The organism is Longimonas haloalkaliphila (genome assembly GCF_055379825.1).
Genome location: NZ_AP043948.1, coordinates 1,190,947 through 1,214,121 on the forward strand (window position 1 = coordinate 1,190,947; position 23,175 = coordinate 1,214,121).

15 protein-coding genes are annotated in these 23,175 nt (G+C 60.6%); 6 read left to right on the forward strand and 9 right to left on the reverse strand.

Annotated features, from left to right (window positions below; all coding sequences use genetic code 11):
* Positions 1-27 precede the first annotated feature (27 nt).
* Positions 28-1,089: a DUF2231 domain-containing protein gene (locus ACZ48V_RS04680; protein ID WP_464542065.1), complete on the forward strand. Its 1,062-nt coding sequence runs from the start codon at positions 28-30 to the stop codon at positions 1,087-1,089.
* Between the two features lie 611 nt (positions 1,090-1,700).
* Here ACZ48V_RS04680 and ACZ48V_RS04685 read toward each other — a convergent pair.
* The 4 genes from ACZ48V_RS04685 to zigA form a co-directional block, all read right to left on the reverse strand.
* Positions 1,701-2,492 (reverse strand): tetratricopeptide repeat protein, encoded by a 792-nt coding sequence (locus tag ACZ48V_RS04685; protein WP_464542067.1) that lies wholly within the window; start codon positions 2,490-2,492, stop codon positions 1,701-1,703.
* 172 nt (positions 2,493-2,664) lie between these two features.
* A complete protein-coding gene (locus ACZ48V_RS04690) occupies positions 2,665-3,375 on the reverse strand; it encodes a J domain-containing protein (RefSeq protein WP_464542069.1) in 711 nt (236 codons plus the stop codon).
* Between the two features lie 80 nt (positions 3,376-3,455).
* The gene (locus ACZ48V_RS04695; RefSeq protein ID WP_464542071.1) at positions 3,456-4,067 is read right to left on the reverse strand and encodes a riboflavin synthase; all 612 of its coding nucleotides are present in this window, start codon (positions 4,065-4,067) and stop codon (positions 3,456-3,458) included.
* A 210-nt stretch (positions 4,068-4,277) separates the two neighbouring features.
* Positions 4,278-5,477: a zinc metallochaperone GTPase ZigA gene (zigA, locus tag ACZ48V_RS04700; RefSeq protein WP_464542073.1), complete on the reverse strand. Its 1,200-nt coding sequence runs from the start codon at positions 5,475-5,477 to the stop codon at positions 4,278-4,280.
* A gap of 471 nt (positions 5,478-5,948) precedes the next feature.
* Here zigA and ACZ48V_RS04705 point away from each other — a divergent pair, with 471 nt between their 5' ends.
* Positions 5,949-9,392, forward strand: coding sequence for an ankyrin repeat domain-containing protein (locus ACZ48V_RS04705; protein WP_464542075.1), 3,444 nt, complete (start codon positions 5,949-5,951; stop codon positions 9,390-9,392).
* A gap of 39 nt (positions 9,393-9,431) precedes the next feature.
* Here ACZ48V_RS04705 and ACZ48V_RS04710 read toward each other — a convergent pair whose 3' ends face one another.
* Positions 9,432-11,243, reverse strand: coding sequence for an acyl-CoA dehydrogenase family protein (locus ACZ48V_RS04710; protein ID WP_464542077.1), 1,812 nt, complete (start codon positions 11,241-11,243; stop codon positions 9,432-9,434).
* Between the two features lie 295 nt (positions 11,244-11,538).
* Between ACZ48V_RS04710 and ACZ48V_RS04715 the strand changes: the two genes are divergently transcribed.
* Complete coding sequence (locus tag ACZ48V_RS04715) at positions 11,539-12,039, forward strand: hypothetical protein (protein ID WP_464542079.1); 501 nt, start codon at positions 11,539-11,541, stop codon at positions 12,037-12,039.
* A gap of 21 nt (positions 12,040-12,060) precedes the next feature.
* Here the strand turns inward: ACZ48V_RS04715 and ACZ48V_RS04720 are convergent, their stop codons facing one another.
* From ACZ48V_RS04720 to ACZ48V_RS04730, 3 genes are all read right to left on the reverse strand, one after another.
* Positions 12,061-13,500: a lysophospholipid acyltransferase family protein gene (locus tag ACZ48V_RS04720; protein ID WP_464542081.1), complete on the reverse strand. Its 1,440-nt coding sequence runs from the start codon at positions 13,498-13,500 to the stop codon at positions 12,061-12,063.
* Positions 13,501-13,881: 381 nt separating this feature from the next.
* Positions 13,882-15,930: a transketolase gene (tkt, locus tag ACZ48V_RS04725; protein ID WP_464542083.1), complete on the reverse strand. Its 2,049-nt coding sequence runs from the start codon at positions 15,928-15,930 to the stop codon at positions 13,882-13,884.
* 153 nt (positions 15,931-16,083) lie between these two features.
* On the reverse strand, positions 16,084-17,289 hold the full coding sequence (locus ACZ48V_RS04730; protein ID WP_464542085.1) for a thioredoxin domain-containing protein: 1,206 nt from the start codon (positions 17,287-17,289) through the stop codon (positions 16,084-16,086).
* Between the two features lie 356 nt (positions 17,290-17,645).
* Here ACZ48V_RS04730 and ACZ48V_RS04735 point away from each other — a divergent pair, with 356 nt between their 5' ends.
* A complete protein-coding gene (locus ACZ48V_RS04735) occupies positions 17,646-18,305 on the forward strand; it encodes a class I SAM-dependent methyltransferase (protein WP_464542087.1) in 660 nt (219 codons plus the stop codon).
* Positions 18,306-18,314: 9 nt separating this feature from the next.
* Here the strand turns inward: ACZ48V_RS04735 and ACZ48V_RS04740 are convergent, their stop codons facing one another.
* Positions 18,315-19,409, reverse strand: coding sequence for a hypothetical protein (locus ACZ48V_RS04740; protein WP_464542089.1), 1,095 nt, complete (start codon positions 19,407-19,409; stop codon positions 18,315-18,317).
* An 890-nt stretch (positions 19,410-20,299) separates the two neighbouring features.
* On the opposite strand from ACZ48V_RS04740, the gene ACZ48V_RS04745 reads away from it, so the two are divergent.
* Complete coding sequence (locus ACZ48V_RS04745; protein WP_464542091.1) at positions 20,300-21,262, forward strand: PLP-dependent cysteine synthase family protein; 963 nt, start codon at positions 20,300-20,302, stop codon at positions 21,260-21,262.
* A 350-nt stretch (positions 21,263-21,612) separates the two neighbouring features.
* Positions 21,613-23,118: an anthranilate synthase component I gene (gene trpE, locus ACZ48V_RS04750; RefSeq protein WP_464542093.1), complete on the forward strand. Its 1,506-nt coding sequence runs from the start codon at positions 21,613-21,615 to the stop codon at positions 23,116-23,118.
* Positions 23,119-23,175: the final 57 nt, after the last annotated feature.

The following is a 23,175-nucleotide window of genomic DNA, read 5'->3' on the forward strand; positions in this document are numbered from 1 at the left end:
CGTCCTCATCTGTAAAAATGCAAGCCCATGCTTCCCGATTGGCTTCCAAACATACATCCGCTCATTGTACACGTACCCATTGGGCTGCTGGTTGGCGCTGTGCTCGTCGATCTGGTTGCTGCACTTGTTCGGCGGAAAGCCTTATCGCTGACAGCAGTGATTCTTTATGTCCTTGGCGCAATTGGCACAGGAGCCGCCTACCTGAGCGGTCAGCGGGCTGCCGAGTCGTTGGATGTACCAACCGAGGCAATGGCCACACTAACTACGCATGAAGATTGGGCCTTCTACACGCTGCTTTTCTTCGGCGCATACGCGCTGATCCGTATTGGTGCGTTCCTATCGAATGCTGAACCCAACCGCTGGTTGGGGCTCGGGCTATGGCTGATGGCTCTGCCAGGGATGCTCTTGCTCTGGCAAGGAAGCGAGCGGGGCGGAGAGCTTGTTTATGCACATGGCGTGGGGGTCAGCGCTGCGCAAGAGCTGCGTGCAGAACTGGATGCGATCCAAAAGGCCCAGCGTATTGCAGAGGCAGAGCCCGTGTTCGAAGATGATGGTAGCTGGACATGGCGTATTACTGAGGGGGCCAGCGCGGCCTTCAAAGAGTCATTCACTTGGCTGAAGGGGGACCCGGATGCCGTTGAGCTTGAGATCGTGGAGAATGAGGAGAATGGGCCTGGGCTCGAAATATCAGACATTGATGGAGCGCTTCTCGTCGTGACAGGCAATGAGCTCAGCGGCGTAGAGATCAGCAGCGATCTGAACACCGATGCCTTCGACGGAACGGTAGCTCTGATTCATAACGTCACATCTTCCGAAGATCTGCACTACTGGCGTACGTCGAATGGACGATTCGGGCAGGGGCGGCTATTGAATGGCGAAGACGACATCCAGGACGAGGTCTCCCACAATGTTAACGGATGGGTTACCATGCGCGCAACAGGAGTAGATGGTCACTTCTACGGCTACGTAAACCATGAAACCATTGCGCATACGCATACCTCAGCACCTGAGGCCGGTCAAACCGGACTCCTGATTGAGGGGAGCGGAACCGTTACGCTCAGACGAATGACGGTTCAGGCCATTGAGTAGAGGCCACAGCATGGACGTACTGTATCTGTAGCGTCAGTAGTGGGGCAGCCTATAATCGTGCCTTTCACTTATGTGGGGAGACAAACGTATCTTTGCGTATGTCATTGCGTGTCATTGCGAGGAGCGTTACCGACGAGGTAATCTCATGCCATTCAATGGATCGCAACCGATCAAACGAGGGCATGAAATGGCCCCCAGGCGTCTCGTTCGCTGCGCTCACAGTGCCGCGTCGGTCGTAGGCTCCTTCCTTCTGGTGACAAGACGTGCACGTATTTTGCTGGGCCACCTAACACACCCACACGGGCGGTTGAAAGCGATCGGGATATGTGGCTGACAAATACGTTTTGAACCGGCTAAGTCGCGACCGATCGAGGCCCAATACCCGTGCAATACGACGGGCGCTTAGATATAACACATCGTCGTGATGATTCCCTTCTGCCGAACGCCCGAAGAGGCCGATAAGGTGCTTGCCGTGATGGCTGAACTGCCGTCAAACGTCGTTCAGGCCCGCGACTTTGCCGAGCGGTTCGGCGGATCCGCCATCGGGTCCAACGACTCACGCAGCTTGTGCTGGGCGCCACCGGGGGAGCAGGAGGTGCCGTTGCATCGTGCTACAGGTTTGCGAGCAAGCGGGCCGCCCGGGCTTTGTAAAGCGGGTCGGTGACGTCGCCGATGGGAAGGTCAAGTACGCGTTGCAGTTGAGCACGTGCACTGTCGGGACGACCCATCTGGATGTAGGTGCGTCCCAGTTCAAAGCGATGTACTACACGCTCTTCGAGGTCGATCGCCCGCTGGTAGTCGGCGGCCGCATCCGCATACGACGCACTGGGAAGCCCGCCGTAGACGATCTGCACAATGCGGCGCGCCACAAATCCAAGGTCGGCCACCTCATAGGCCCAGCGTCCGCGCACATGATAGGCGAGGTCGTTGCTCGGGTCGAGTTCGATAGCGCGATTCGAAAAAGAGTGTACCGTACGCGAGAGTTCGACCCGTTCGCGGGTGCCTGCTACGAGCGCCGTCCGACCGGCGGCAACAGCTTTGGTAAGATGGGCATTGGAGTGCTCCGGCAGCAGCTCCACGGCACGCTTGGCATCGGTCAGGGACTGGCGTAGCAGGGCTTCGCGCTGCGATGCGTCGGGGTCGCGCTCGGCTACATCGGTGCGGGTGCGCGCCAGTCGCCACAGCACTTCGCCGTTATCGGGGAAGGCGACAGACAGTGCCTTCAGCTCCTCCATGATGCGCACAAACTCGCCTGTACTGCGCTCGCGTTCCAGCTCTATGAGACGGTTGTGCAACTGCACATCCGTTGAGATAGAGAGGCTGCGCTCCATGAGCAGCTCATGCGTTGTAAGCACAGGGTCTTGAGGAGGCGGAGAAGCCTGGCTGTAGACAGGGGCGGCCATAGCCAGTAGAAGAGTGGCTGCAAGCCTGCATACCCGAGCAGCGCCTTGTTGAGCGCTTTGTTGAAAGGGGCTTTCCATAGCGGATGAAAGAGGCATCAGGAAAGAGCAACACGAGGCGCACGCCTTCATGGTCGCATACAGACGCGCCGTCAATCCAGGGAGCGAAAATAGATTATGCGGCACGTCGTTCCTGAAACAGCACGTGAACCACGCCCACCAGCATGCTTACGGCAAAGCCACAGGCCGCGCTGATGAACACGCAGAGTGCAAGATCAACAAGGGGCGACCCGGTTGTGTGGATGATGGTCGGGTTTGACAGAAACACCACTGCCCCCAGTATGCCGCCTGCAGGCACAACTGTACGGTGATGCTGGTGTAGCAGGTCATGCTTGCGCGAGAGCCCATTGATGCGTTCCGACATAGGCCCTACCCATACATTGGGCGTCTCCTCGTTGCGCCATGCCCGGGCAAACCGTCCACCCTCACGGCGCCGGGCATAGCGGCGTGCCCGGCGATCGGCATGCTCGCGGCCCTTGCGCTGCGCACGCCGCCAGCGCGACGACGAACGCCCCTTCGATGCAGACGGGGTAGCCCCGTTCGATGGACGTGCTCGCCTGCGCGACCGCCGGCGCCGCGCAGCGCGCTGTTCGTCATACCGACGCCGGGATGCCGGGTCGCTGAGTAGATCGAACGCCTCACGTACACGCACAAACTCCTCGGTGGAGGCTGCTTCCTCGCCCGCTGCTGCCCGGTCGGGGTGGCACTCCAGGGCCCGCTTCCGAAAAGCCCGTTTGATGGCACGCTGGCTCGCATCGGGCGGCACGCCCAGCACATGGTACGGATTGTCGGGGCAGGTACGATAGCGAGAGCGAGGGGTCGGCATACCGGGTATGTTCGCAGATATGACATACGAAAGAAGACGCATCGAACGCCTCCACACGTAATCTTAACGAGCCGGCGGACCTACAGATCCGTTGCCGCGTGCTCCTTCTCCTCCATAAACCCGACCACGTATTTTCCCAGCATATCAAACTCCAAGTTCACCGGCGCGCCCTCCGTCCAGGCGTCCGATACGATTGTGTGCGCGTAGGTGTGCGGGATGATAGCGACCGTCAGCGTGCCCTCCCCGATGCGCGCCACCGTCAGGCTAATACCGTCGATCGTAATAGAGCCGACCGGGATCAAGTAACGCTGAAACGTATCCGGAAACGACACCGTGTAGAGCCAATCCGTGCCTTCACGCTCCACCTCCGTAATCGTCCCCGTCGCATCCACATGCCCCTGCACGAAATGCCCGTCGAGGCGCCCCCCCGCCTTGAGTGGACGCTCCAGGTTGACCGGGTCGCCCACCGACAGCGTGCTGAACGTAGTCTTCCGCAGCGTTTCCTCAATCGAGTCGACCGCAAACGTTTCGTCATCGGCCGCGACGACCGTCTGGCAGGCACCGTTTACCGAAATGCTCTCGTCTATGCTCAGCTCCGGCGCAAACTGGCTGCGAATCGTAAACCGGATGCCGCCACCGAGGTCCTCAATCTCCGTGATGTGTCCAACGTCTTTAACAATACCAGTAAACATAAGCGTATATGGGGGCTCTACAGGGGCAGAAGGATGCGAAAGCAAATGCCTTTATGCTACGCCTGCAGCCAAATAGAGATCGCCATGGCTTCAACGATGGTGTGAACTCGCGTGCGAACAGCCAGTCACTTTACGGTAAACAGGATGTGCGCAGCACATTTCGTCCGTATACGGCTCTTCCAGCAGTTGGTCAGCAGTCTGCCAGCAAGGTTACGCCTCCGTCATCTGCCAGGCCGGGAACGGATCAGGGAGCGTCAGGTCGCCTGTAAGGAGCTGCTCCATCTCTGCCTCGGTGAGCAGGCACGCATCCAGCCGTGCTCGCAGGTTAGCCTCGGGCATGTTCACGCCGATGAGCACGAGCTCCTGGCGCCGGTCCCCAATGTCGGGTTCCCAGCGCGCCTCGATGTCGGCACGTAGTTCCGCACTGTCGGGCCAGCGCGCTTCAGGCACCGCCGCCCACCAGTATCCTGCCGGACGAAAGTCGCGGAGGCGCCCGGCCTGCGAGAGCTCACCGACCTGCTGCATGCGCGTTGCCAGCCAGAAGAACCCTTTCGCGCGAATAACGCCCGGCCAGGAGCCATGCAGCGTGTCCCAGAACCGCTGCGGATGGAACGGGCGGCGGGCACGGTACACAAAGCTGCCGATGCCGTACTCCTCGGTCTCCGGAATAGGCTCGCCGTGCAGCTCCTTCAGCCAGCCCGGCATTTCCTGGGCAGCCTCCAGGTCGAACTGTCCGGTGTCGAGTATCCGGTCGAGAGGCACCCGACTGTGCGTGGTAGGAATGATCTCCGCATCCGGATTCAAGCTTCGCAGCACGCCCGTCAGATAGTCGATCTGCGTGTCATCGACCAGGTCGGTTTTGTTGAGTAGGATCACATTAGCAAACTCCACCTGATCCACAAGTAGGTCAACAATAGAGCGCGTGTCGTCGGCATCTACCTCTTGATCGCGATCGTGCAGGCGTTCCGTCGAGTTGAAGTCGCTCGGAAAGCGCTCGGCATCTACGACGGTGATCATGGTGTCGAGGCGAGCAAACGACGAGAGAGCATCGCCGTGCTCATCCGAAAAATCGAAGGTTACCGCTACCGGCATAGGTTCCGAGATCCCGCTCGACTCCACCACCAGATAGTCGAAGTGTCCGTTCCGGGCCAGGCGTTTCACCTCCACGAGCAGATCTTCGCGCAGGGTACAGCAGATGCATCCGTTCGACATCTCGACCAGGTTCGCATCAGCACGGGTAACACCCACCTCGTCGCCCTCAACGAGTGCGGCATCCACGTTAACCTCAGACATGTCGTTCACGATGACGGCGATGCGCTTGCCATGATCGTTGTGCAGGATGTGGTGAAGGAGTGTGGTCTTTCCAGCGCCAAGGTAGCCGGAAAGCACGGTAACAGGTAAGCGCGCCATATTACGGAGCATTAAATACAGAGTATAACCAGAGTACCCTATGTAATACACACGACATGTGTATGTTGCGTATGGGTCGTGGAGCGTGGGCGTAGAGGATTCGTGGTAGTTTTCAAGCGGATGTGTTGTATATGGGTACTATTTTTGCGATGATGTGTGTGCCTTGCGATATGTAAAGTGTCTCCGTTAAACTTAGAAGCCTGCTTAGTTTTAGTTTATAGGCAAGAGCTCTGCGCTGCCGCTCGGAGCAGCCCGACTATCAGGGAAGAAGTGCCCCTGGGGGCTTCAAAGTAAGGAATCAAAACAGGCGCTAAATCTGCTCATGGCTGGCGCGTGGCAAAGGCAGGCTGTGGCAGGCTGATTGGCGGTCTCGTTCGGCCTGTGCTTATCCGCAATGAGATTTGCAATGAGAGGTATGGCCGTGTAACATACTTCGCTACTCTATGCCCTACTGAATGTCCCAATGTAACTATGGCGAACTCAACCTCCTCTACCGATGCCTCAGACATATCGAACACGCTCTATCAGCACTTCGGTGTGAAAGGAGCGGCGGCGTGGCGCAGCGCGTCGGCCACCTCGATCAAGTGGAGCAGCGTAGACTGGCCCGCTGTGGAATCTGCCCTGAACGGTAACCTGAATGAGGCGGCAGACGCGTTTGCGGAGGGGCCACGTAAAAAGCTTCTCGCAGAAGCGGCGCGGGCCGATGCGGCCTCGGTATGCCGTGCAGTGTTGCACGGCGACCATGACATGGACCAAGAAGCGCTGCAAGAGGCCCTGCAGGTGGCTGTCGAGTCGGGATCTGCTGCAGCTGTGCGGGCCCTGCTGGAAGGCGGCGCCGACCCAAACGAGAAGCTGGATGCAGGCCAGGTGCTGCTGCACTGGGCGGCGAAGCAAGATGCTGCCGACGTGGCAGCCGCGCTGCTCGCAGGAGACGCCTACCTGCATCAACGCGACGAGGATGAGCGCACGCCGCTGCACCGTGCCGTAGAGGCCAACGCGGCATCCGTGGTCGAGGTGCTCTTGGACGCAGGGGCTGACCCCGACGTGCGCACCCGCGAAACGCTTTCGTCGCTACAGCTTGCCGTAGCGGCCGAGACCCCTGCTGCAATTCGGGCGCTCGTTGCCGGCGGAGCAAAGCCCAACCAGAAAGACGATGAGGGGTGTACCCCGTTACATCGGGCTGTAGACCAAGATGCAACAGAAATTATTACGGTACTTCTGGAAAGCGGAGCCGATCTGCACCGGCGCGACGCATCGGGCCGCACACCCCTACACCGGGCCATCGGTGCCAACGCCGCATCGGCCCTTGAGCTCTTGCTCGAAAAGGACCCCGATACCAACACGACCGACAACGCCGGCCGCACGCCTCTACACAGCGCGGCGGAGCAGAACAAGGTCGCCTTTATGAAGCTACTCCTTGACCATGGCGTAGATACATACCAGCGTGACGAGGCCGGAGATGCGCCACTGCACCGGGCAGCCCGTGCTAATGCGGCCGATGCAGTGGAGCTGCTCATCGAGCGCGGGGTTGATCCGCACCGTCGCGGTGCGAACGGACGCACCCCGCTGCACTCTGCCGCCGCTGCAGGGGCCAACGAGGCTGTCAGCGCGCTTCTCAAACACGAAACCGACCCCCACACCGTCGACGACGACGAACTCATGCCGCTCCACCTGGCAGTCGATAACGACCATGCCGCGGTCGTGACGTCGCTGCTTGAAGGCGGTGCGAGTCCGCACCGGCGCGACCTGCAGGGGCGCACGGCACTCCACCGCGCCGTGGACCAGTCGTCGACCGACTCCATTACAGCGCTGCTTAAGGGCGGGGCCGATGCGGAGACCGCTGATAGCGGTGGCTACCTGCCCCTGCACAAGGCGGCGTATCGAAACGACCCGGAGACCGTTGCCTCGCTCATCGAAAGCGGACTCGACCCCGACACAACCGACACGCAGGGCCGTACGCCGCTTCATGCTGCCGCACAGACCGACGCCGTTGAAGTAATCAAGGTGCTTCTGCAGAACGGGGCCAACGCCAATCACTTTAGCGAGTCAGGATACGCTCCGCTTCATGTTGCGGCAAACCGCAACGCCTGCGAAGCACTGTCGGCACTACTCAGCCATGGACTTGACCCTGACACAGCCAACCAGGAAGGGCGTACGCCGCTTCATGCGGCCTCACAGGCCGATGCGGTGGATGCGGTCGTTATGCTCATTGAGAAGGGGGCCAATCCCCATGCGTTTGATGCCAAAGGCTGGCGACCCATGCATGTGGCGGCAGGCACCAATGCCACCGATACGCTCGACGCGCTGCTGGAACACGAAGCAACGTTTGAGGCTGAGCACGACAACGACTACACACCCCTGCACGTTGCTGCTGATGGCAACGCCGTAGAGGCGATCAAGCTGCTCATCAGGGAAGATGCTCCGGTCAATGTACCCGGACACTTTTCCGGGCAGATTCCGCTGCATGCTGCAGCCGCTGCCGATGCCGTGGATGCGATTACCACGCTGCTGGATCATGGGGCCGACTCAACCGCAACGGACAAAAACGGCGAAACCCCTTTGCATGCCGCTGCGCGTCGCAATGCGAAAGCGGCTATCCAGCTCCTGATAGAAGCAAAGACGCCGATCGATGCGCGCGATACAGAGTTTGAGCGTACGGCGCTCCATGTTGCCGTTTGGGAAGAGGCGAACGAGGCAGTACGCGAACTGCTTGAAGCCGGAGCTAACCCCGAACTGCCCGACCGCTCCGAACGCGTGCCGTTACATACCGCAGCCAGCCTGAACGCTGGCGCCGTCGTGCGCACACTGTTACGCTACAAGGCCAGCGCTCAGGTGTCCGATGCACAGGGGCAGACACCGCTCCACCTGGCCGCCGATAACGAGGCCGATGAGGCCTTACACCAGCTGCTAAAAGGGCAGGCCGATCCCAACGCGGTAGACAACGAAGGGCGCACCCCGATTCATATCGCCGCACGCCACAACGACGCGGCCGCAATCGAAATGCTGGTCGACCACGAAGCTGCGCTCGACGTGATCGACGAAGATGGCTACGCGCCTCTCCATGTAGCGGCCCGCGTCGGAGCCGCCGAAGCCGTACAGGCGCTTCTCGACGCCGGGGCCGACGCAGATAGCCGTAGTCCAGAGCTCGGGCGTAGCCCGCTGTATGTAGCTGTGTGGAATGAGTCAGAGGCGGTTGCGTCAATCCTTCTCGATGCCGGTGCCGATCCCGATCTTCCCGACAACTCGTTTGAACGCACCCCGCTTCATATCGCTGCACGTAACAACGCGCGGGCACTCATCGAGCAGTTGATTGATGCGGAAGCCGCTATCGACCAGCAGGACGATGCTGGAACGACGGCGCTGGCCATTGCGGCAAGCGAGGGCGCACTTGAGGCCGCTACGCTTCTTCTTGATGCAGGTGCGAACGTGCAACTGGCCGATATGGAGCAGCGAACACCGCTGCATGCCGCGGCCAGCAGCAACGCTACCGAGATCGTCCGCCTGCTGCTCGACGCTGGTGCTGAGGTCGACGGGCGCGACGATGAAGAGCAGACCCCGCTTCATGTGGCCGCCTGGTATGATGCAGCGGACGCCGCCGGGCTCCTTCTTGAGGCGGGTGCCGACACTGAGGCGCGGGATGCGACGTTCGAACGCACGCCGCTCCACAGCGCGATCTGGAGCGATGGCCTGCGCACCGTTGGCGTACTGATCGAGCACGGAGCCGATGTGCAGGCCACTGACACATCAGGCCGAACACCGCTACATGTGGCGGCTGAAGACGATTCGGCTAAGGCGGTGAAGGTGCTTTTGAAGCACGGCGCCGACGCAAAACGGCGTACCGACGCTGGCGAAACACCGCTCGATCTGATTAGCGATGAGACGTCAGAGGCCGCCCGCCGCTTAAAGCGCGCCTGACTGCAATAAAGGCGTCCGGCCGGCTCTACGATCCATAGGCTATGCATCTGATAGCACCTGTTCAGGCGTGGCTTCAGATGGTGAGGCGGTGGGCACGGGAGCCTCGCTGTCTGCATTGTCTGGCGTTGCGGTGTGACATTCAAAAAGCGTCGGGCAGTTGTAGTCGTGTGCGAGCACATGGGCGCCATGCGGGTCGACCCGGTGCAGCCGGTCGATGCCATGCTGAGCCAATCGCACAGCGGCTTCGGCCGGACGTCCATCGTTTTCATGATCAAGGGCCCACTGGGCGTGGTGCACTGTAAGCGCGACCTCCATGGCGCGCCCAACGGTCATGGCAAAGCGCCGCGCGCCGCCCTGTACCAGATCGTCGTTGCCGGATGCGTGAGTGCGGCTAAACCACTGCCGGGCGTGCTTCAACGCCTGCGCTGCTTGCTTCATAGGGGGGACGAGGCGGGGCGCCGAAAGGGAGTCCATGCAGCGCTTGAATTCGTCGAACAGCGGGTCGATTCCGCCTACGTGTTTCACGGCACGCAGCAGATCGAGAGAAAGCACGTTGGTTGTACCCTCCCAGATGGGCAGCACCTGCGCATCCCGATGAATCTGTGGAATGCCGGTGTCCTCAACGTAGCCTGCCCCGCCGAAAGCCTCCATGGCCTCGCTAGTCAGGGATACGCACTGCTTGGCCGTGAGGAGCTTGGCTACAGGGGTGAGCAGGCGAAGCAGGGCCTGGTCGGCATCGGAGGCGGTCTCGTTTTCGGTGCGGCCCAGCAGTTCGGCCACGCGAAACGACAGGTGAAACGCGCCCTCGTACGTGCTCTGCATCTGCGCGAGCGTGTCCTGATGCAACGGCTGGTCGATGAGTGGTTTGCCGAAAGCAGTGCGCTTCGTGGCATAGTCGCGCGCCAGTGCAATAGCGCGGCGCATAAAGCTTGTAGCAGTTACGGCGTTCCAGGTGCGCGTGATGTTCAGCATTGGCGAGATGTGCCGCGTGCCGCGCTTGAGTTCTGTCACTGGCTCGGCTCGCACGCCATCCAGGTGCAGCTCGGCGGTAGGCAGCTTGCGCGTTCCCAGCTTGTCCTTGAGGCGCAGCACCTTCAGACCCGGCTGTAGCGCGCCCTCGTCGGTGCGGATGCGCACGTAGAAGAGCGCCAGACCCCGTCCGCCCTCTGGGTTGCCTTCGGGACGTGCCAGCGCCAGCGCCATGTTGGCTGTAATTGCACTGGTAAACCACTTGCGCCCGTAGAGGCGCCAGGTGCCGTCGTCGTCCTGGCGTGCCGTCGTCAGCGCGCGCCCGACATCCGACCCACCCGAGAGCTCTGTCATCCATTGCCCGCTGGTCCAGGCCGATTCGAGGTCGCGGCTGGTGAGGTGCGGCACGGCTTCATCGATCAGCGCTTCGTTGCCGGAGGCAAGTAGCGTGCGCGCTGCGCCGTCGGTCATAGCAAGCGGACACCCGTACATGTCGGTCGAGGGGATAAACAGGTGGGCCAGCGCAAACTGAATCGGGCGACTATGAGCGCCGTAGGGGGCCTCGTATGGCAGGCCTATAAGTCCGTAGCGTGCGGCGATAGGAGCGGCGGTCTGCCAGACATCGGTCACCGTAATCTCATCGATGCGCTCGCCCCAGGCGCTCCACTGTGTGAGTGTGGGCTCGTTAAGCCGATCGGACTGCTGTAGCGCATAAAGGTCGCCGCCGACGCGGGCGCCGAGCGTGTGCAGCGACTCTTCGATATCGGCGCGGACATCTTCTGGGACGGTCCGTTTTAAGTAGCTGGCGAGCACCCGGTCGTCGGTGTACTGGTTGCCAAGCTCGGGGGGAGCTTGCGTGGTATCAACGGCGGTCGTATCCATAATAACTATGCTGGGGAACGTTGAAAAGAAAAGACGGCTCAGGCGCAGGGCAAACAGGTTTATGCTACGTGTATACATAATGCGGAAAGCGCTTTCAAGTGCCCTTCAATCAATCAGGATGTGCTGGCTTACATGTTGGTTTATGTGTTGGGTTTACATGTTGCGGTGCGGACTGCAGTGTGGATCGGAGGTGTTTCCAGTGCTCTGTGCAACCAACCGCCCCGGCAATACGTCCGTACGGCACGGTGCAGAGACACCCGTTCGCGCATCCTTTTGAGCAATGACCGCATGTGCTATGTACACTATTCTTCTTGCATCGATCTTACTCGGATTCGGGGCGCCAATGCATAATGCAGACGCGGCCTTGGGTTCTGAGGAAAGTGCCGGCTCGACAGCGGTGCATGTGCACGCGGCCGTCGACGAGGCGCGCGAGGGCTGGACCCGCGTTGAAGCCGAAGCGCAGCCGCACGGCGACGCACCATTGTGGATCAGCCCCGATGCGGTTACCGTCCGTCCGGAGGCCTGGGAGCAGCTTACGTTTCGCATCGAGAACGGGCAGCCGGTGCTTACGGGCGTGCCCGGGGCTGCGCAGCAAGAGGAGTTGCGCGTGCTCTTGCAGAGCCACCAGGCGCCGCATCTCGTGGTCGTGATGGACGATCGCGTGCGCTACGCGGCACAGGTCTTCTCGATAGATGGAGCTGCACGCAGCATCAAACTGTTCGGACTCGTGCCTGACGAGTCGGCACAGCTGGTTGCGGCCTGGCACCGAACGCATGAGGAAGCGGCTGAAGAGTAACAGGCTGATGTCGGGGGCCGCTTACGATGTTTCTACTTGATTCGTCAGTTCGCGAAACCGTCTGGCGATGGCGGCTCGCTGCTCGCGAAGGAGCGCCAGCAGATCGTCGTCGCGCCAGAAGAAGGTACGTACCAGAATGCGGTCGCGATAGAGCACCATGTTGCGCCGATAGCTAAGCACAGAAAACCCGGTTGGCGGGAGCGCAGCCACATAGGCCAGGCGCTGTACCCACGATAGATCGGTATAGTACCAGAGCCCAAGCCCGATCCCCGTATACGTGAGGCCGAACGAAAAAAGCCCCAGCACAAAATAGGCAAATCCACGCACCGCCTCGTCGTCGAAGCGCTGCGCGGTGAGCTTTGTGAAGAGATACGGTACTGCGTTGTGGGTCAGCCCAAAAGCGACGATCGGGGCCATGAGCACGGCATACAGCGTCATACGCAACCGGAGGAGGCGCTCGCGGACCGGGTCGTCAAACGAGTGGGCGAGCGCATCACGCAGGTTGGTCTGATTCAGATAATCCTTGTACTGCTCGACACGGGTGCGCAGGTGCTTCACCGCCGTAGGCGTGCGCTGCAGGGCGGCACGCAGCACGTCGTAGATGTACTTGCGGCTGTGCATGCGCATCTCAAACGCATAGCTGGACTCGGGCGTGGTGCGCTGGTACCAGCGCATGAGCGCGCGCAGCCATTGCCGAAAGCGTGACGATGTAGGAGGGGCGCTGCGCGGATCTTGCTCGGTGAGATGGGTGGCCACTTCCTCGCCCAGCACTTCGTACAGGTCGTCGGCCAGTTGCCCCGTGCGGCGATCTTCAATGTGGATGGCCTGCCGCCGCAGCGCCGCTTGCAGGTCGCTCGTAAGCTTCGCCACGGCAGCCTGTGGGTCAGACCGGTGCAGGTCGGCGTAATCGGCTACGCGAATGGGGGATCCAAACTGAAGCAGCACAGCGGCCGTGAGCAGTTCGCGGCTCTCAAAATTGATACCCACCGGTACGATAGTCAGCCCCAGCGCGTAGTCGTTTCGGGCCTCGGCACCCAGCGCCATGCGGGCAGCACCCGTGCGAAGCGGCGCCACCTGGTCGCTGGGCGAGTTCTGTCCTTCGGGGAAGATACCCACGCATCCGCCGGATTCAAAGAGCTCGTACACCTTCTCGAAGACATCGCGATTGCGGGCACCGGCCTGCTCGGTTTCGTGGGAGCGGTAGATGGGAATGGCGCCCATCTGCCGAAAGAACGCGGCCAGGAGCGGAAAGCGAAAAAGACCGCTCCGTGCCAGAAAGCGAATCGGGCGCGGAATCTGCGTGGTCATGAGCACCGTGTCGAGAATCGAGCCCGGATGGTTGGCTGCCAGCAGGAGCGGACCGTCGTCGGGTATCCGCTCGCGGCCCGCCGCACGCACGTCTACAAAGTACAGGTGGTTGATGAACCGGAGCAGGCGTACCAGGATGCTGTACAGGGTCATGCTTCGGTGTGGCAAAAATGGAAGCCAGCGTGTAGACGATATACTAACGCTTTGATGTGGGGTGCCGCCTCCGTGAACAGACAATCTGTGAGATCAAGCCCGGTTGCTCCGTGGCGAGATCGCTTCTCTGCAAGACGCCGGACCTACGTCGTCAGTCACGGGGCGTCCTTCTGTGGGTATCCGTTTAGCCGTCCACACATCGAACCCCTTGTACAAAAACCTTCATACACTAACGAAACACGCGGAGTTGAGAATGGACCGAGAACCGGGCACGGCGTCCGTTCCCGCGCGAGAGTCCCCCACAAACCACGCAGAGGCGCCTCAGGCTTGAGACGCCTCTGCAGGTCGTGCAATACATACAACACGTGAGATGCAGCGAGCTTATGCCTGCACCATGTGCTCGCGGACTGTCTCTACGACGCGCTCGGGCGTAAAGCCGAACTGGCGCATGTTCTCGTCGCCGGGGGCCGATGCGCCGAAGCGGTCGATGCCCAGCGCGGTACCATGGTCGCCCACGTAGCGGTGCCAGCCCTGCGTGCAGCCCGCCTCCATCGAAACCCGGACGGGCACCTCCGGCGGCAGCACCGCGCGGCGGTAGGCCTCAGGCTGCGCCTCAAAGAGCTCCCACGAGGGCATGCTCACCACGCGCACCGCGAGCTCGTCGTCGGAGCGGAGCGTGTCGGCGGCAGCAACCAGGTGCTGTACCTCGCTGCCGCTGCCCATCAGGATAACGTCGGGGGGGGCGCCATCGTCGCTCAGAACGTACGCGCCGCGCTGTAGTCCCTCGGCAGAGGCGTCGCCGCTGTGGTCGAGCTCGGGCAGGCCCTGTCGCGTAAGTGCGAGCACAGTGGGCCCGTTGGCCTGTTCCAGCGCTGCCCGCCACGCCTGGGCGGTCTCGGCGCCGTCGGCAGGGCGGATTACCGTTACGTTCGGGATAGACCGCAGCGCCGCCAGATGCTCAATCGGCTGGTGCGTGGGGCCGTCTTCGCCGAGCCCGATAGAGTCGTGCGTGAGCACGTGCACAACCGGCTGCTCCATGAGGCCGCTCAGACGCAGGGCCGGACGCAGGTAGTCGCTGAAGATCAAGAAGGTGCCCACATACGGGCGCACGCCGCCGTGTAGCGCCATGCCGTTGGCGGCAGCAGCCATTGCATGTTCGCGGACGCCGTACCGTACGTACGATCCGCCCGGCGTGCTGGCCTGCATGTCGGCCTGGCCGTTTACGTGCGTCTTATTCGATCCGGTGAGGTCGGCTGAGCCGCCCACGAGGTGGGCGCCCATCTCGCCAACCAAGTGATCAAGCACCGTGCCGCTGGCCGCACGGGTAGCACGCGAGGTGCCCGTCTCAAACGTCGGAAGCACTGCGTCCCAGTCCGACGGCAGGTCGCCGTGCATCCACTGGTCGAATGCGGCACCCTGCTCAGGATGTGCCGCCTGGTAGGTCTCGTATAGCGCATCCCACTGCGCGTGTGCCTCCGCGCCGGTCTGCGCAGCCTCGCGCATGTGCATGGCCACCGCTTCGGGCACGTGAAACGCCGGTGCATCCGAGGGCCAGCCCAGCGCGTCTTTGGTACGGGCAATCTCCTCCTCGCCCAGCGGCGCCCCGTGCGCGGCTGCGGTATCTTGCTTGTTGGGACTGCCGTAGCCGATGCTCGTGCGCACGCAGAGCAGCGAAGGCCGATCCGTTTTGCTCTTGGCGGCGCGAATCGCCTGGTCAATCGCCACCAGGTCGTTGCCATCGTCCACAGAATGCACGTGCCAGCCCATCGCCTCAAAGCGCTGCGGCACGTTCTCCGTAAACGCGATATCGGTCGACCCGTCAATTGAGATCTCGTTGTCGTCGTACAGGTAGATCAGCCGCCCCAGTCCCTGATGCCCGGCCAGCGACGCCGCCTCCGACGAGATGCCCTCCATCAGGTCGCCATCCGACACGATGCCGTAGGTGTAGTGGTCGACCAGCGGATGCTCATCCGTGTTGAAGTGTGCCGCCAGGTAGCGCTCGGCCATCGCCATGCCCACGCCCGTCGCGAATCCCTGCCCGAGCGGACCCGTCGTCGTCTCCACGCCCGGCGTGATGTGCGATTCGGGGTGGCCCGGGGTCTTGCTCCCCCACTGCCGGAAGTTCTTGATCTCCTCCAGCGGCAGGTCGTAGCCGGTCAGGTGCAAAAGCCCATAGAGCAGCATTGAGCCATGGCCGGCCGACAGGATGAAGCGGTCACGATCTACCCAGCTCGGATCGTTGGGGTCGTGCTTCAGGTGGCGCGTCCACAGCACATAGGCCATCGCGGCAGCGCCCATTGGCATGCCCGGGTGGCCGCTTTCCGCGCGCTGCACCGCATCCATCGCCAGGCAACGGATCGTGTTAATAGACTGCCGGTCGAGCGCCGACGGTTCGATAATAGATTCGACAGAAGCAGGTGTTGTGGGCATAGAGCTACGGGGTAACCAGAAAAAATGAGATAGAGGGATGCATACGGTCTGTCAGGGGGGCAACGCCGGGCGGCGTACCCCGCACCTTTTGCGTTTCCAAGAAACGGAATCGCGCAGGCGCACAGTCTCCGGTATCAGACGGATGAGCCGATGCTACGAGTTTGCGTCGTGCGCTGCGCTGATGAACGCATCGAAGCACTCAGGCGAGCGCGACTGTGGCGCCACGAAGTGTCCGTTGATGAGCACCGTAGGCGTGCTCGACACGCCCGCGGCAATGCCTTGCTGACGCTGGTGCATGATGCGCCGCACGTGGCGATCGTCTTCGATGTGCGCCGACACCAGATTCGGGTCCATGTCGATGCGCTCGGCAATAGCACGCAGCTGCGTCTCCGACAGCCCGCCGGAGCGCTGGTTGTCGTACTGCATGTTAAGCATCTCGTGGAACTTGTCGACTTCGGCCGCAGCGTAGAGCGCTTCAATCTGCGGCACCGAGTACTCCCAGAGTGGGAACGGCTTCGACACGAAGCGGGCGCGGTCGCTGTTCTGTTCCTTAACGACTTCCAGCACCTCATGCATGGTTGCGCAGTGCGGGCAGTTTGGGTCGAAGAACTCGATGATCGTCACTGGTGCATCGGCAGTGCCTTTGATTGGGTCGTCGTCGCGTACGAGGCTCTCCCAGTTCTGAAGCGGCTGCTTATCGGCATCGAAGCGGCACTGCTCGGGTACGTCAACCGAGGCGCTGGTAAAGGCAGCAGGCAGGTGCGACTGCGGGGCGGTCTGCGTAAAGTACGCGACATCGGCCCCCATGAGCACGACGGCTGCGGCAACGAGGATGCCCAGAAATTTGTATTCTGAGCGTCGGGTGGTGTCAGACATAGGTTTTGAAGAAGAAGATGTCGAGGAAAGTAGAGGGAGGGCTACAGCGGCTGCCATAGTGCCCACGACGGTGGCTGAGGCCAGGCAGAGGGCGCAGAAGGCGTCGAGCTGCACAAACTGGACGTACATCAGGTAGCTCGTGTAGAGCACGCCGGTGCCCAGCAGTCCGGCACGCAGCTTGGCAACAACCGGACGCTGCGCAGCGGAGGCGCGTACAACGAGAAAGGTGATCACCGCGATGGCCGCGTAAAAGAGGAAGCCCCACACGACGTTCGACACGCCGAAGAGCGCCCCGGCATCGCTGCCAACCACGGCGGCGCAGTCGAACGTTGTGGCTGCTGCGCCGTCGGTGACGCCCAGGCAGCCGCGGTCGAAGCCGCGCTGCTCCTGCAGAGCCAGGTGAACAACGATGAGCATGCCAAGCATCGAGAGGCCAAAGAGCGTCCGTTCAAGCCACGGACGGTACGTCTTCCAAGTAGACATAAGTCGAACGTAAGAGCAAAGGGGAGGGTGGGCATCCAAGCATGTGGTTCGTGCGAACACAGCAGCGTGTAGGCAACAGTGCGTACGCCTGCAGGCAACACGGGGACTGCGCATTGCGACACTTGAATAGCAGCACTATATAACAAGACATCCGGTCTGCAGTTGCGTTTCATCTGCAGAAGTCCGGCAAAGGATCGGGCGTACTGCAGTACAGCCACGACCGCTCGCTATTCTGCGCACCCTGTCGGCACGCTGCCGCCACAGCAAACCTGGTCCTACAAGACCCCGTAAAGGGGGTATGCTCTGTGCTCTCCACGCACCACATGCTACACGCTTCCATCCTGCCCCCTCTTCTCATGCCCCGCCTTCCTATGCAGCCCGCCCGCATGCCGCAGTCAGCAGTGTCCTACGTGTACACTGCGATTGCGCCCACGCACGACTGGCTGGCGGTGTGGGTAGAGGCAAAGGCTCGCGCCTTCGGATTGCAGCAGCTTGCGGTGCAGAACGACGAGCAGGTGCTGGAGGTGGCGGTGGGCACTGGGCTCTCGTTCCCCGCGCTGGTGCAGGCAAATCCTGATGGTTGGACCGAAGGCCTTGACCGCACGCCGGCGATGCTCCGCAAAGCCGCCCGCCGCATGCGCAATGCGCCCCACCAGCGGTTCGGGCTTCGTCTGGGGGATGCGTACGACCTGCCGTATCCCGACAACGCATTCGACGCGCTCCTCAACAGCTACATGTTCGACATGCTACCGGTGGCGGACTTCGTGCCGGTGCTCTCCGAGTTTAAGCGCGTGCTCAAACCAGGCGGGCGGTGCGTCTGCATCAACATGACCGTGCCCACCCACTGGAGCGAGCGACTCTGGGACACGATCTATGCGATCTGGCCCCCACTGCTGGGCGGCTGCCGGGGCGTGGCCATTGCCCCCTTCATGCAAGAAGCCGGCTTCGCCGACGTGCAGCGCACGCGCATCGTACAGCGCACCTTTCCGTCGGAGGTGGTGATCGGTCACACCTGAATAGGTAGCCTACCATTCTTGAGGAAGCTCGTATATCTCAAACGCAGGCTCATCCCCCTCATGCGTGAGTAGTCCAAGATAATCGCCAGCCACGCTGATAGACCGCGCCCGCGTCGGCAGCTCCGTGTCAGCCACAACGCGCCCTGTGTCCTGATCCAGTACATAGAGACGACCGGAGTGGCGAATCTCTTCCAGCCGTCGTTGTATCGCACCCGTCATGGTTGCGAAAAGCCCAGCACGGTCGATTTTCCTGCCAGAATATAAAACGTAGAGGTATTGATCATTGCCTGTAACGTCAAGTACACCAAGAGGGTGTTCCGTAACATCGGGTGCGGACACGGTGTATCCGTCGCGGTAGTCGTACAAGGGAAGCGCGTGCTCGGGCGGATCAGTTGTTGCCCAGCGTAGCCCCTCTTCGGTCAATTTAAGTACGAGCGATCCGTACGTAAACCCGAAAAACGCTCCGTTCTGTGTCGTGTGATGCGGCCCTTGCCGGAGCATCACATTGTCGTCAATATCGCTCTGTTCAAGAGCAGGACTATCTGATACGTCTACTGTTGCAACAGACCTATCAGTAATCTGGTACGCCCCATTATCTTCCCGGAGACGGTGAAGTGTGAAAATAGAAGAGTCTGGACTAAAGCTTGCCATTGCCACCGTGGAATCGTTGACGAGAAACAGGTCTCCTGGAAAACCGCTGATACCGCGCACCTGCCCCTGAAAGTGAATATCACTGTCGTATACATACGCTCTTCGCTGGCCGCTATCCCATACCAGGAAGCCGCCATCTGAAAACTGGCTGATTTTGACCTCTTCTCCAGAGAGTTCGCCAGGTCCTTCCCCAGATACGACAGTAGACCCAATCGGGCTGGCGTCGGCGAGACGGATACGGGCAAGGACCTGGTCGGATGAAAAGGGATCTATTGCCAATACAGAAGTTGGCTGGCTGGTGTCATCTAACAAGAGTTGGAAGTCATATGGGGCTGCGAACCCACTATCATAAGTAGCAACATGCGTCCAGGATACCTGAGGGTTTTCCTGTGCAAAAGACAAAAGTAGCGGGCAAAAGAAGAAGAGAGCGATGGTTATCGTTGTAAAGCGCATGATTTCTACCTATAGTTGACTGAACTACAGCGAACTGACCTTCCGACTTGGAACGTCAGTTCGCTGCACGTCCAAAATAAAAAATTTACAACCCCAATATTTCTTTCAGTCCGTCTATATAGTCACATGGTCCTTTATACGTGACCGAGTTGCACGTACCCCCAAAATTGCATGTACCAAGAATTTTGGTGCCGTACTCAATTATTTTGATCTAGCACTGACTTTGTGGCTACGCGACATTTCCCCCTTCGCGAAGGGGGAAATCCCGAACAGCGTGAGGGAATGGGGGATGTGAGGACCGCGCATTCTGCGACAAGGCGGCGATCAACAAAGGAGGAAGGAAACCCGCACATGCCGTTATTTAAGTTATTCATAGCTGAAACTTGAATTGATTTGTGATAGAAAATGCAGTCCTATAATACCCCCCCCCCCTCCCAAAACACAAGTCCTAATAAATAAAGATAAGGTTAATGTAGGTATCTGGGTAAGAAATGCGAAGCTTGTCTCCTCATAGATCTGGTTGAGCAGGGATCCGATCAGTTGATGCAAATGGGTTGGGCTACGGTCTGCGAAAAAAGTTTGGCCGCTGCTGAGATGCGTTCATCTGCTAAATCCAAACCATCCCTTTCTGTCGAAGCTCGTTCATTAAAGGAAGGCGACCTGTGTAAGTAAGTAGCCGCGGTAGCGACCGGGCATACACAGGGGCAAAACGGACCGCCTGCCAGATGGGGCGTCTGGGTGGGCTTCACATGGCCGTGGACGCTGACGGATTGCAGGAAGGCCATGCCGTACGCCTTCTAAAAACATTAGGCACACATGATCTTCACTTCAATTCGTGGCCGTGTTTTTATACACTTCAATAGTGATTCAACCCATTAGCCATCCCCGTTATGCGTTCTGTTGTGCCTTCATCTATTGCCTCTCCGTTTGTGACAAACGATCCGGTGCTGAGCCTGATTGGAAATACACCGATGGTGGCCTACCCGGGTATTGAGAACGAGCGTGTGCTCTGTAAGATGGAGTCGATGAACCCGACCGGCTCGATGAAAGACCGTATTGCGATGGGCATTCTGACGGAGGCGGTGCGCACGAAAGACATTCATACGGTGGTCGAAGCCAGTTCGGGCAACACGGCGGGGGCAGTTGCGCTGGTCGCGAATCGACTCGGTCTCCGGTGCATTCTGGCCTGCCCCGAATCCACCAGCCGCCAGAAGCTCGGCTACATGAAAGCCTTTGATGCTGAAGTGCATGAGTGCCCGAGCGTATCTTCAGACCATCCCGACCACTACCGCGCTACGGCCAAACGCCTGGCTGAAGAGACGGGCGGGTTTCTGATGAACCAGTACTACAACCAGTCGAATCCGGGCGTGCATGCGCAGTGGACGGGTCCTGAAGTGTGGGCACAGGCGGGCGACCAGATGACGCATCTGGTCTGCGCGATGGGCACGGGCGGACTCATCAGCGGCACTGCGCGTCACGTTAAGGAGCAGGCAGCCAAGGCGGGGCGTCCGGTTACGGTTGTAGGGGTGGATGCGGAGTGCTCCAATATCGCCACCGCGTTCTACAACGAGCCCGAGCGTCCGTACGACACATGTGTAGAGGGGCTCGGCAAAGGCGGAAAACTGCCTACGATGTGGTTTGAGCATCTCGACGAGATGCGCCGCTTGACCGACGATGAAGCCTTCGACCAGGCCCGCCGTGCGGCCCGGCAGCATGGCATGCTCATTGGTCCCAGCGCTGGAGCGGCCCTTAAGATTGCATGCGACATCAGCCAGGCCGACCCTGCCGCTACGGTCGTCACCATCATCTGCGACGGCGGCGACCAGTACTTTGATACGCTGTTTGGGGCGTAACCAGCTCCGCATGCTCCGTCGATGTATGGGAAGATGGATGCATGAAAGGGGTACGAGAAGAACGTCCCCCTCCCTTCATCGTCACACGCCTCAGTCCCAGAGCGAATCCCAAACAGGATCTTCAACCTGTGGACTTGCAACCCCTGTACGCTTCACGTATATACATAGCATGATGAATAGTCGCCCTCAACACATTGCTGCATGGTGGTGGTGCACCCGGGTTACTGGGCACACCACCCCGCACAGGTAGCGCATACGCTGCGCCCCCTGTTTCTCGTGCTCGCTGACCCGCTGTCGCCCTTGCAGACAGTGGGTTTTTTTCGTTTGTAGCCTTCCTATCCCGCTTGCTCATGACGTTCGACGATTTTGCTGCCCGCATCAACGAGGCACGTACAGAGGCCGACGGTTCGCTCGTGGTGCCGGTACATCGCCGTCGCAGTGCCGACCTGCTTACGCCGGTGTCAGCATTTCTGGCGCTGCGCGAAGGGGCCGACTTCCCGTTTCTCCTCGAAAGCGTAGAGGGCGGTGAGAAGCTGGCACGCTACTCGTTCCTGGGGGGCAACCCCTATCGCGTGGTGCAGGCCACTGAGCATGGGGCCTCCGTTACTATCGACACGCGCCGCGCTGTAGACGGCATACCCAACCCCGACGCCTCGGGTACGATCTTCGACGTGCTTACGCGCCTCACCGAGCCGTTTACGGAGCTTGCGGCGCCGGGACTGCCACGGCTACGTGGGGGCGCTGTCGGGTATATGGGATACGATACGGTGCGTCTTATCGAGCACCTGCCCGACGCCCCTCCCGATACGCTTGGCATGCCCGATGCCGTCTGGGGCTTTTACGATGCGCTTGCTGCGTTCGACCATGTGCGCCACCAGCTTGTGATTATGGCAAGCGCGTTTGTGCATCCCGATACCGATCTGCGCACCGCATACGACGATGCCACCGCGCGCTTGGACCAGTTGGAGGCGCAGCTCAATGCATCGGCGGCGCACCCGGAGCCGCTCGAACTGCCGTCGCCCGACATCAGCTCGAACTTTGAACGCGATGCGTTCGAGCAAGCCGTTCGTGAGGCCAAGCAGCACATTGTGGATGGCGATATCTTCCAGGTGGTGCTCTCCCAGCGCTTCGAATCCGCTTTTCGCGGTGACCGGTTCAACCTCTACCGCGCCCTCCGGCAGGTAAACCCGTCGCCCTACCTGTTCTACCTGGATTTCGACGACGTGGCTCTGGTGGGCTCCTCGCCCGAGGTGCTTGTGCGCGTCGAAGACGGGCACGCCGAGGTGCTGCCCATTGCGGGGACGCGTCCGCGTGGCGCTACCGAGGCCGAAGATAACGCGCTGGCCGAGGAGCTGGCTGCAGATCCGAAGGAGCGCGCCGAGCATCTGATGCTTGTGGATCTGGGGCGCAACGACCTGGGGCGCGTGTGCACCTACCAGTCAATCAACGTAGATCGCTACGCGTTCATCGAGCGCTACTCGCACGTGATGCATATCGTGTCGTCGGTGTCGGGCCAGGTAGCTGGCGAGCGCACACCTATGGAAGTGCTTGCCGCTTGCTTTCCCGCAGGCACCGTGAGCGGAGCCCCCAAGGTACGCGCTATGGAGCTGATCGATGCCTTCGAACCCACGCGACGCGGCGTATACGCCGGGGCCGTAGGCTACCTCGACTTTTCAGGTACGCTGGATACGTGCATTGCTATCCGCACCATGGTCGTGCGTGATGATACCGTCTACGTGCAGGCCGGCGCAGGCATCGTTGCCGACAGCGACCCGGCCTCGGAGTATGAAGAGACGCGCAACAAGGCCGCTGCGCTACACGAGGCGCTGCAGGTGGCCACCGATGATCTTCTATAATCTATATACAACCAGCCAGGCGGTCTGGCGATCTGTCCTGGCCCTACCTAAACCCGC